This is a genomic window from Nonomuraea cypriaca (assembly GCF_015645445.1).
Taxonomy (GTDB): domain Bacteria; phylum Actinomycetota; class Actinomycetes; order Streptosporangiales; family Streptosporangiaceae; genus Nonomuraea; species Nonomuraea cypriaca.
The window spans coordinates 1-10,215 of record NZ_JADOGI010000310.1 but is presented as its reverse complement, the minus strand read 5'-3'; the positions used below and the strand labels follow the sequence as shown (position 1 = coordinate 10,215).

Below are 10,215 nucleotides of genomic sequence, written 5' to 3'. Positions count from 1 at the left end.
CCGCCATCGAGGGACTCGGTCTTGACAAAGCGGGCATCCGCACGACCGAACGTGGCGCCATCGAGGTGGATGAGCACCTGCGCACGAGCCGGCCGCACATCTACGCGATCGGCGACGTCAACGGGGGACCGCAGTTCACCTACATCTCCCGCGACGACTACCGCATCGTCGCGGACCGGCTTCTCGGTGACGGCACCCGCTCCACGGCTGATCGACGGGCTGTTCCGCACACGATGTTCATCACCCCGCCGTTCTCCACCGTCGGCCTCACCGAGACCGCCGCCAGAGAACGCGGCTACAACGTGAGGATCGCCAGCAAGCTCGTTGCTCAGACCACGGCCACGCATCGTGCGCGGATCATGGGCGATACCCGCGGCCTGATCAAGTTCGTCATCGACGCGGACACCGACCTCATTCTCGGCGCCGCATTGATCAGCATCGATTCCCAAGAGGTCATCAACCTGGTCGCCTTCGCCATGCGCCACGACGTCACCGCCGGCGAGCTCGGCAACTCGATCTACTCGCACCCCAGCACGACCGAAGGATTCAACGAACTCCTCGGCACGGTCGCGCGCGTGCGGTTGCCGTCGAGCACGGCTGAACTCGAGAACGCGTAGCAGCTCAAAAGACAGTCGCTCGAGAGCGAAGGCTCGGTCGCGTCGTTCGAATACGGCCGAGGGATGACGTCCGCGGCCTTGCAAGCGGCGTGCCTGTCGATGTACTTGCAGTCGATGCCGGACGTGCGGGGGCGGCCCGGGAGTTCTTCGCCCTGCAGAAGGTGGTGGTGGGAGCCCGCCTGGGCCACGTCGACGTCCGCCGACCTGGCGCGCCGCTTGTCGACGAGCCGTATTCGTCCCGGTACCGGCGGAAGAGGCGGATCGCTGGGCGCCACCGCGGTGGGGATAGGCAGGCCGTACGCCCACGGAGGCCGACGTCAGGCTCCGCTTCGGAGTTTGACGATGCCCTGTCCTTGCGCGGATGGCGGCGCGGTGGCTCAGGTGCTGGCCGGAGGCCGGCCGGGGATCGGCAGTTCGCCGTCAACGTACTGGGCGCGCCCGAAGCCGAACGACCAGTCGTCGGGGCCGTTCTCCATGTAGCTGAGGAACAGGTCCTCTCCGGCTACCCCGGCGCGTTCCAGGCGGTCGGCCAGCGTGCGGTAGAGACGCTGCTTGCGGTGTAGGTGGTCAAGGGCGGACCAGGATCTGATCATTTGCCCTGAAGATGCTCCTGGCATGGGGAAACATCGGCGGTCTTCATCACACCGTCTCCCATGGAGGGTGTCCGCCGATGTCTCCGACGCCGACCCTACCGGCCACCTGGCAAGCGTTGCTGGTGGAGTTCCGAAGGTGTTTCTCATCGTCCACCTTTCCGGTGTTCTGCGTGTTGACCACGGGTTTGGTGGCCTGCACCCGACTTCGGACCATCACCGGCATGCTGATCGCCGCTGGGATGAACCTGGCGTGGCGGCACGAGCGGGTGCACCGCTTCTTCTCCCGCGCCTGCTGGAGCACCGACCATGTGGGCTTGGTGCTCGCCAGACTGATCGTCGCCACCCTGGTGGATGAGGATGCGCCGCTGCTGGTTGCGGTCGATGACAGTGTCAACCGGCGCAGCGGCAAGAAGGTGCACGGGGCGTTTTGGCAGTACGACGGGTCGGCCACGGGGACGACGAAGACCAGCCGGGGCACCTGCTTCGTCGTCGTGGGGATCATCGTGCACCTGCCGTTCCTGCCCCGCGCACTCTGCCTGCCGGTGCTCGCCGCCTGTATGTCAAGTACGGGCCGGGCAAGGTCGCCATCGCCGCCGAGCTGATCAGCCTGCTGGCCGGCATCTTCGGTGACCGGCGCATCCACGTGGTGACCGATGCCGCCTACCACGGCAAACCCCTGCACACCCTGCCCAAGGCGGTGTCGTGGACCTGCCGCATCCCGCGCAACGCCGTCTTGTACGAGCTGCCGCCCACGCCCGTCGCCAAGCAGCGAGGCCGTCCACGGACCAAAGGCGAGCGGCTCGGGCAGGTCGCCGAGCTGGCCGCGACCCGCTCCTGGAAGATCCACCGGCTGCGGCTGTACGACAAGCAGCGCTCCGCGTGGCCGAGCTGACCTGCCTGTGGTACGGCTCCTTCGGCCCGCGCACCGTGCGCGTCATCTGGGTCCGCCACCTCGACTCCGACAAGAGTTTCGACCTCGCGTTGGTCACCACCGACCTCGACACCCCGGCTGAAGATCTTGTGGTCCGCTACTCCTGGCGCTGGTCCATCGAGCAGGCATTCCTCGAATCACGCCACCTGCTCGGGGTCGGCCAGGCCCGCAACCGCACCGAGGCCGCCGTCGCTCGGACCCTCCCACTGGGCTTGATCGCCTACAGCCTGGTCATCGTCTGGTACGCCCGCCACGGACACAGCCCTGACGTGGTCGCCGAAACCGCCGCCGCGCCCCCTGGTACCGCACCAAGACCCAGCCCAGCTTCGACGACATGCTCGCCCTGCTCCGCCGCACGATCATCGCCGCCCGATTTTCCGCGACCCAGCTCGCCGAGCCCGATCCCGCAAAAATCAGCTTCGACGAGCTGACCTGGACTTACGCGACGGGATAACGGCCAAAGTCGAGTAAGAAGCGGCACGGGCCACCGAGATCCTGATCGACGGCACGGACTCCCGCCCGAGCGTGCGCGCGGTCGCCGCGCGCGCCGGGGTCGGGGCCAGCACGCTGCGGCACCACTTCCGCACGCAGCACGAACTGGTCGACGCCGTGCTGGAGTCGATCTACCGCACCGCGATGCCGGACCAGCGGATCGGTGACGCCTCCGTGCGCGCCGACGTCCGCCTGACCGAATGCCTGAGCAGCCTGCTGACGCCGATCGGCTCGCCCGAGCAGGCCCGCGAGATGTGGCGCCAGTTGTTCCGCACGTATGTCGACTCCGGCCAGCGGGCGGCCCGACCCGGGTACGCGGCTCTGGTACGCCACACCCGCAACCGCGTGGAATCGTGGCTCACGACTCTGGAGGAGGAGGGCGTGCTGCCCGCGGGCGACAGGTGGCTTCGTGCGCGCTACCTGCTCATCGTCCTGGACGGGCTCGCCGTTGCCAGAGCCCTGCCGGACACCACCCTGGCGCCGCATGACGAAGAAGTAGTTCTCCGGGCCGCCGCCAGCACCGTTCTACACCTGCCGTGGCCACAGGGCGATACGGCAAGTACCCGCCTCGGGTGATTCAGCGGGCTCCAGCGCCGCCTGTGTGGGCGGTGGGTATGGCGTCCTGGCTCGACGCGCGCATGGGGGTGACTGCCGGCCCGTCGCGGCGGGTGCGGTACCAGACCGCCGCGGTGATGACCGCCAGCAGAACGACCGGGGTCAGGTAGACGACGGAGCCGACACCGGACGAGCGGTCCGTGAAGGCGCCGAGGTCAGCGTGCAGCGCCAGCGCCAGCAGGAGCCCGAAGACGTTGTTGGCAGCGTGCAGTACGACTGCGGTCTCGATGCCGCCGGTGCGCCACGTGATGAGCGCGAACGCTACGCCGACAGCCAGGAACTGGAGGTTCAGCCAGACGTCGGTGGACAGGTGGATCGTGGCGAACAGGACGGCGGAGACGACGACGCCCAGGGTGAGAGCGGATCGCGGTCCGCGGCCCCAGCTCCCGGCGACCCGGAAGATCAGCCCGCGGTAGCCGTACTCCTCGCCCGCGCTCTGCAGCGGAACGATGACAATCGTGACCGCGAACATAAACAGCAGGTCGGCAACCGCCCAGCTCCCTGCCAGGGATGGCTCCAGGGCGGCGAGAACCGTCATGTAGATCGCCCAGACCGGTGCAAGGAAGAGGATCGCGCGGCCGAGGACCGCGGGTCGGAACGCCCCGACGACGGAGTGGAGCGAACCGCCCTTGACGCCGTACAACCAGCGCTGGATGAGCATGCTCCAGGGGATCAGCAGCGCGGTGGAGGCATAGGTGGTGGCCATCGTGACCGGCGTGAACTCCGTACCGCCCGTCACGACGCTGTCCCGCCCGAGCAGGAGGTCGATCTGACCCCCGAGCTGGGCGAAGGCAGCGCCGAAGCCCACCAGGCCGGCGTGCAGCAGCACTATCGCAAGGATGCCGCGGCCGATGCGGCGCTTCTCCCCCGCGAGCACCAGGTGATACGGCGCGCCTTCAGGGACCGATCTGGGCTGACCCTCCGAGCCGCCGGCGGACGAGCGTGCGGCGGACGAGGTCTCGGACAGGTGGGGCATGGTGTGTCTCCTCGAGAAGGCGTGCGTCAACAGGGTGTGCGCGGGGTAGGAATATTTGCTGGATCGAGCGATACGGCGCCGAACAGAGCGGGTTCTCAGCCGAGGGCGTTCATGACGCCACTCGCGATCAGCGCGGTGAGCGTGGTCCAGGCGATGATCGCGAGTGCCTGCCAGATCAGGATGCGGGTCTTGCCGACGCCGGAGGCGGCGAGCATGGTGGCCGTGAAGTGCGTGGGCAGCAGCAGGGGTCCGAGCAGGCTGACGCCCGGTACGCCGTAGCGCTCGTAGGCGTGCTGGAACTTCGCGCGGCGCGCGGCGCTGCGAGAGCCGTCGGAGCGTTCGGCCGGCGCCGCTGCCAGGGCGGAGTCGCTGCCGGCCGGCATGCCGTCGCGCGCCAGGACCTTTTCGCGGCGGGGGGTCACGACGGCGTCGCGCGCACCGGAGCTGAGCAGCACGAGCACGGCCACGCTGAGGAAGTTGCCGGCCATCGCGGCGATCGCGGCGACGACCGGCGGGATGCCGCCGATGATGCCGATCGCGACGCCGCCCTCGCCCTCGATGAAGGGGATGGCGCCCGCGGCCGCGCCGATGAGCGGCTGGACGACGTCCGGCACCTGCCCGACGAGGTCCTGGAGGGTGTCGATGAGGCTCATGGTGTGCTCCTGTCGGTGTGGGCGTCGGGGTGTCCCCCCGTCCTGACTCCAGTCCACCGCTCGGGAACGCAGCTCAGAAGTGCCTCGCTGTCACCGCCTTCCGGGACCTTCGCACGCCGCATCCATGACATGTGTCATGCCGGTAGCCTGGGCGAATGAGCAGCCAGCCCGAGTCCGCGGCCGCCGTATCGGCGGCAGCGGAAGCCCGCACCGCGCTGCGGCTCACCCGGAGCATCAGCGCGACCTGGTGGTATGTCGCACTGACGGTGGTGCTCTTCGAGCCGGTCGTCCTGCTCCTGGTGACCGCCCTCGTCGAGGGCGGGTTCGGCAACCTCACGGCCGCTGCCGTCGGCGTCGGCGGGTTGGTGTGGTGGCTCGCGACGCTGCGCCCGCTGCTCGACTACCGGCATCGGACGGTTGACACGCCGCTGGTGAACTGGCGGCGCCACCTCGCGCCCCTCCTGATCGCGGCGGCCTACGGTCTCGCGGCCGGGCTCGTCACCGGCGTCTGGGTGGTGGGCGTCCTGCCCGTGATCCAGGTGCTCATGCTGCTGAACTGGCCGCCGGGGGTACGCCTTCGCGTGGTGCTGGCGGCGACCGCCCTGCTCGTCGCGCTGGCAGTGATCGACGTCCGCCTCACCCTTGGACCGAGCGCCGACACGAAGTGGTTCCAGCTGATCTCCCTGTCCGTAATCCTTCCGGCCATGACCGTCTCCTCGCTGTGGTGGTGGGACGTGCTCGTCACCCTCGACCGGGCCCGGGCCTCGGAGGCGAAGCTCGCCGCGACCCAGGAGCGGCTACGGCTGGCGACGGACGTCCACGACCTGCAGGGGCACCACCTCCAGGTCATCGCCCTCCAGCTCGAGCTCGCCGAACGACTCATGCCCCGCGACCCCGAAGCGGGCATGGAACAGCTACGCGCCGCGCGCGCCAGCGTCGACGACGCACGGCAGGGCACCCGCGACCTGGCCACCCGGTTCCGCGCCGTCCCGCTGAGCGACGAGCTCGCCAACGCCGTCGACCTGCTGCGCGCCGCGTGCACGAAAGCCGAAGCCGTCGTCGATCCGGACGCGTCGCTGGCACCGGCGTCCGCCCTCGGACCCGTCATCCGGGAGACCACGACGAACGTGCTGCGCCACGGCGGCGGCCGGTGGGCCCGCCTGTCCCTCAGCCGCTCGGACCGGTCGTGGCGCTACGAGATCTCCAACGACGTCGCTGACAGCGCACCGGAGAGCACGGGCGGCGGTTCCGGCCTGGAAGGACTCGCGCGACGCGCGGCCGAGGCAGGCGGAGACCTCGAAGCACGGCGCGAGGACGAGACATTCACCGTGGTCGTCACGGTCCCCGCCGAAGAAGTCCCTGCCGAAGGAAAGGTTGCCGGATGATCCGCGTGCTGCTCGCCGACGACGAGGGCATGATCCGCTCCGCACTGGCCGCGCTGTTGCGCCTGGAACCGGACATCGACGTCGTCGCCGAGTGCGCCGATGGCGCCGAAGCGGTCACCACCGCCGAACGCCTCAAGCCCGACGTCTGCCTGCTCGACCTCGAGATGCCGCACCTGGACGGCGTCCAGGTCACCGAGAAGCTCAACCGCACCCTGGCCACCCGGTGCGTGATCGTCACCCGCCACGCCCGACCCGGCGTCCTGCGCCGAGCACTGGCCTCCGGAGCCGCCGGGTTCCTGCCCAAGTCCCGCTCCGCCGACGAGGTCGCGGCCGTCATCCGCCGCGTCGCCGCCGGCGGTCGGTACGTCGACCCCGAGATCGCCGCCGACGCGCTGAGCGACGAACGCTCACCACTGACCGACCGCGAGCTCGACGTACTCCGCGCCGGCCGGCACGGCGAGACCACCGGACAGATCGCCCGCACCCTGTCCCTCGCCCCCGGCACCGTCCGCAACCACATCTCCACTGTGCTGGGCAAGCTCGCCGTCGACACCCGCCAGCAGGCCGTACTCCTCGCGGAAGAGCGCGGCTGGATCTGATCGGCCCCGCGGCTCACCCCACGAGCGCGTCGATCCGGCACAGGTGGTAGGGCGAGAAGTGAGGCTACCGCGGCCGCCGAGACCGAGCAGGCCCGCGCCGCCGACGCCGCGGCGACCCAGACCGTCTACCACCTGCACCTGCACGTCGTCCCCCGCGAGGTGGGTCTCCCTGGTCCCCGCAGCAGGCGGCACGCACCGCAGGGCAGCACGGAGCCACCCGGTGATCGCGCTGGTCATGGCCCGCAAGCTCATCTCCGCCGCCGGGCCGTCGATGTTCCTGGCCGACTCCACCCCGCGCCTGGGCGGCGCGGTGGAGTCCTGGCGGCCCGCCGCCGTTGCCGAACTGGCCGCCCAGTGGGCAGTTGTGTGATGTCGAGTCGATGTCCGGTACGGGGTGCACGTCGTCGGGGTATGTGGCGGGTAACGGCAACAGCTGGAACGTTCCGTCCGGGAAGCTGGCGTGGGGTAAGCAGTATTGGTGGACGGTCACGGTCCGGGATGTCTCCAACTTGTCGACCACGACGTCGCCGGTGTTGACGTTCGTGACGGGAGTGCGCCAGCCGGCGGTGTCGTCGTTGCTGGCCAGCAGTGGTGTGGCGGGGCAGGACTTCAACCAGCAGACGGGGAACTACACGACCACTTCCACGGATTTGCAGGTGGCGACAGTGGGGCCGCCGTTGTCGGTGGTGCGCTGCGAGTGCCGAAAATTGCGTTCGATGGTCTGACCTGCAAGCCTTCGATACACAAAGATCAACACTTAAGCAATTGCTCAAATGGAGTTGAGCGGACGCTCAATTGATTTGAGCGATTGCTCAAGCCTGTATTCAAGCTGCCATCATCGACAGCGCCCCAGATCCGAGTTAACCAGCAGGGTCCCACACGTGCGCTGAGCCGGTGTGGATCAAACGATCGTGGTGCGGTCAACTGGCCAGTTCGCCGCGCAGGTAGTCGGTGAAGTCCCGCGCGTGCGGGTTGTCGCGGTAGGGCTGCAGGTGGGCGGCGAAGGCGTGCAGGTGGGCGGCGGCGCGGGCGGAGGTGAGGTCTTTGGCCGAACCAACGGCAGCGCGGGCGTGGTGAACGGCCGCCTCAATCTCGCGCATGCCGAGGTAGCCTTCGGCAACGCTGGTCTGCGTGAGCTGGATGGAGCGCGGGTAGCGGGTGCCGAAGGCCGCGATGGCTTCTTGCTGGCGGGTCACGCCACGCTGGAACTCGCCTGCGCCGCGCCAGCACAGCCCGCCCTCCCCAGCCAGTTCCGCTTCGCCGAAGTGGGCGACCCAGACCGGGTCTCGATCGCTCGTGCCCGTGCTGAAGTGCTTGTCAGCCTGGCTGAGGTACTCGGTGACCAGCCGTTTGGTGTGCGCGCTCCCCGGAATGCCATCGGCGGGGTGGATGGAGTGTGCACGTGCTTGACGCAGGCTTAGCAGCGCTCTGGCCTTGGCTGGTGCGTCGGCCCGTGCCCCCGCGTCGGCTGCGGCGCTCGCCAGCCGTACTGCCCACCGGCCGTGGCCCAGGTCGCATGCCTGCTGCGCCATCGTGGCCAGCACCCAGGCCGCAGTGAGGTCGTCTCCGGCCTCTTTGGCCAGGCTCAATGCTTGCCCGAAGTGGGCCTGAGCTTGGCCTTGATGGCCAAGGTCGAAGGCCATCCACCCAGCCATCCGTGTCATCCCCGCTGCCGCGCTCAGCAACTGGGCGCGAACCTGCTCAGTGGCCGAGCCCTGCAGCAGCGGGACGAGTGTGGTGTTCATGAAGTCGGTGACCGCGGGGCGGACCAGCCCGGCCCCGAACTGGTGATCCATGAGAGCGAACGCATGGTGCGCCTCGCGCACCCGCTGAACATCGGCCATTCCGACTGCGACACCCTTACCGGTCGTGTGCGGGGCGGCGGCCGGAGCCTCATCGAAACGCCAGGCCAGTAGCCATTCACCCAGCGCCGCCGGAACAACCGGCAACGCCACCAGCAGATGCCTCCGGGATGTGTCCATTTCCAACCTCCACAACTGCCTGGCCGTCTCCACGCTGGATATGTGAGGTATCGGCTCGGCCAGTCCCGCCTCCACCACGGTCGTATCGGCACAAGGCGCGGGGGCGGAACACGCTGTGACCTGCAACCACATCTCCACTTCAGCGGGCTCGGCGCCCCACCGGTCGACCAGCAGCTTGCGGTAGAACGGCCGCACGGTCTGAGTGCCGCGTTCCCACCGGGCCCAAGTCGACAGGGAAACACCGATCTCATCCGCGGCCTGCTCTTGCGTCAGGCCGCGCTGCAGCCGCGCCCGGACCAGGCCGGGGCGGGACGGCTTGACCGGCCCGGCCTCGTGGGCCTTGTTCCGCTGTTCTGGTTGGTGGGTCACCACACTACGCTCCCTCAGCGCCTAGAGGACCACACAGCATGGGCCGACTCCAACCCCCGTCTCCAACCCATTGCAGAAACGACCTGGAAACGCCCTCCAGCCGCCCGGCCGGGCTCCCTGGGCGGTAGTCAACGCCCTGAAGCCGCTCTTCCGCTGCGCCGTTGGCACCGGCTTACATAGGTCACCGTCACACGGTGTAACCAAAGTACGGCGTCGGCCGGGAACCCGGCTCGGCAGGCCGGGACGGCCGCTCAGCAACCGAACGGGAACGAGTCGGGCCTCAGTCGTTGTGCGGCACTGAGGCTCATACGGATCAGCCGGACCCTGTGCTGGCCGAGCCACTGATGGAGAAGGACGCGGCTGATGATCGAGGAGTAGCGAGGCGAGGTTCGTGATCTACTACATTCCTACAAAGACCGATCTTCAAGAACTCGGCACCATCCAGCTGGCGCACAGCGACCGGGCTCCGTATCTGGCCCGTGACGCGGTCAGTCGTTGGCTAGGCGGCGAGCATCCCGCACGGGAGATCGTAGCGTTGGCGGCATCAGAGCTGGTCACCAACGCCGTCAAGTACTCCGACGCCTCCAGCACCGGTGACGATGCTGATGCGATCAAGCTCGAGCTGTCTCAGGGAGCGGACTACTTGCGGCTGGCGGTGACCGACCCGGGGTCATCCTGCTCGGCTCGGCCGAGCATCCCGCTTCAGACACCGAACCTGCATTCGGAGCACGGACGAGGGCTGGCGATCGTGGAGGCCCTGTCGCGCAGGCGGTGGGGAAGCTACCGGGTGCCCCCGAGAGGGCTGCGTCTCGTGTGGTGCCATCTCGATCGCCAGCCGACCCTGGCGCAGTTGGAGGAGCTGTTCCGCGCCCCGGTCTAGGTAGCTGGTGTTAAGCGGGTCATCTCGACCCCGGGGTTTCGGGTGACTTCATTCGGTGCCGGACTACATGACCGCGAGCAACCTGTCCCGGGCATGGATTGTGTCGGTCTCGCGGCCTTGTGG

At 68.7% G+C, this 10,215-nt stretch carries 14 protein-coding genes; 10 read left to right on the top strand and 4 right to left on the bottom strand.

Annotation, left to right across the window (positions count from 1 at the left end):
- On the top strand, window positions 1–617 hold a 617-nt coding region (locus ITP53_RS50125), incomplete at its 5' end, for an FAD-dependent oxidoreductase (RefSeq protein ID WP_195902558.1).
- A 377-nt stretch (window positions 618–994) separates the two neighbouring features.
- Here ITP53_RS50125 and ITP53_RS56630 read toward each other — a convergent pair.
- Window positions 995–1,210 carry a tautomerase family protein gene (locus tag ITP53_RS56630; RefSeq protein WP_207757565.1) on the bottom strand — a complete coding sequence of 72 codons (216 nt, stop codon included), beginning with the start codon at window positions 1,208–1,210 and terminating at the stop codon, window positions 995–997.
- Window positions 1,211–1,287: 77 nt separating this feature from the next.
- Here ITP53_RS56630 and ITP53_RS59875 point away from each other — a divergent pair, with 77 nt between their 5' ends.
- The 4 genes from ITP53_RS59875 (at window position 1,288) to ITP53_RS50100 (ending at window position 3,209) form a co-directional block, all read left to right on the top strand.
- Window positions 1,288–1,812 (top strand): transposase, encoded by a 525-nt coding sequence (locus ITP53_RS59875; protein ID WP_268961464.1) that lies wholly within the window; start codon window positions 1,288–1,290, stop codon window positions 1,810–1,812.
- Between the two features lie 44 nt (window positions 1,813–1,856).
- Window positions 1,857–2,102 (top strand): hypothetical protein, encoded by a 246-nt coding sequence (locus ITP53_RS59870; RefSeq protein WP_195902559.1) that lies wholly within the window; start codon window positions 1,857–1,859, stop codon window positions 2,100–2,102.
- Window positions 2,090–2,572, top strand: coding sequence for a hypothetical protein (locus ITP53_RS50105; RefSeq protein WP_195902555.1), 483 nt, complete (start codon window positions 2,090–2,092; stop codon window positions 2,570–2,572). The genes ITP53_RS59870 and ITP53_RS50105 overlap by 13 nt, the downstream gene beginning before the upstream one ends.
- A 94-nt stretch (window positions 2,573–2,666) precedes the next feature.
- A complete protein-coding gene (locus tag ITP53_RS50100) occupies window positions 2,667–3,209 on the top strand; it encodes a TetR family transcriptional regulator (protein WP_195902554.1) in 543 nt (180 codons plus the stop codon).
- A gap of 1 nt (window position 3,210) precedes the next feature.
- Here the strand turns inward: ITP53_RS50100 and ITP53_RS50095 are convergent, their stop codons facing one another.
- Entirely contained in the window at window positions 3,211–4,224 is a 1,014-nt protein-coding gene (locus tag ITP53_RS50095) for a CPBP family intramembrane glutamic endopeptidase (protein ID WP_195902553.1), read from the bottom strand.
- Between the two features lie 95 nt (window positions 4,225–4,319).
- Window positions 4,320–4,877 (bottom strand): small multidrug efflux protein, encoded by a 558-nt coding sequence (locus ITP53_RS50090; protein ID WP_195902552.1) that lies wholly within the window; start codon window positions 4,875–4,877, stop codon window positions 4,320–4,322.
- A gap of 155 nt (window positions 4,878–5,032) precedes the next feature.
- Between ITP53_RS50090 and ITP53_RS50085 the strand changes: the two genes are divergently transcribed.
- From ITP53_RS50085 to ITP53_RS50070, 4 genes are all read left to right on the top strand, one after another.
- The gene (locus tag ITP53_RS50085; protein ID WP_195902551.1) at window positions 5,033–6,262 is read left to right on the top strand and encodes a sensor histidine kinase; all 1,230 of its coding nucleotides are present in this window, start codon (window positions 5,033–5,035) and stop codon (window positions 6,260–6,262) included.
- The gene (locus ITP53_RS50080; RefSeq protein WP_195902550.1) at window positions 6,259–6,861 is read left to right on the top strand and encodes a response regulator transcription factor; all 603 of its coding nucleotides are present in this window, start codon (window positions 6,259–6,261) and stop codon (window positions 6,859–6,861) included. Before ITP53_RS50085 ends, ITP53_RS50080 begins: the two co-directional genes overlap by 4 nt.
- A gap of 220 nt (window positions 6,862–7,081) precedes the next feature.
- Window positions 7,082–7,231, top strand: coding sequence for a hypothetical protein (locus tag ITP53_RS50075; protein WP_195902549.1), 150 nt, complete (start codon window positions 7,082–7,084; stop codon window positions 7,229–7,231).
- A gap of 43 nt (window positions 7,232–7,274) precedes the next feature.
- Window positions 7,275–7,586: a hypothetical protein gene (locus ITP53_RS50070; protein ID WP_195902548.1), complete on the top strand. Its 312-nt coding sequence runs from the start codon at window positions 7,275–7,277 to the stop codon at window positions 7,584–7,586.
- Between the two features lie 195 nt (window positions 7,587–7,781).
- Here the strand turns inward: ITP53_RS50070 and ITP53_RS50065 are convergent, their stop codons facing one another.
- Window positions 7,782–9,215 carry a helix-turn-helix domain-containing protein gene (locus ITP53_RS50065; RefSeq protein WP_195902547.1) on the bottom strand — a complete coding sequence of 478 codons (1,434 nt, stop codon included), beginning with the start codon at window positions 9,213–9,215 and terminating at the stop codon, window positions 7,782–7,784.
- A 388-nt stretch (window positions 9,216–9,603) separates the two neighbouring features.
- Between ITP53_RS50065 and ITP53_RS50060 the strand changes: the two genes are divergently transcribed.
- Window positions 9,604–10,092, top strand: coding sequence for an ATP-binding protein (locus ITP53_RS50060; protein WP_195902546.1), 489 nt, complete (start codon window positions 9,604–9,606; stop codon window positions 10,090–10,092).
- Window positions 10,093–10,215 lie beyond the last annotated feature (123 nt).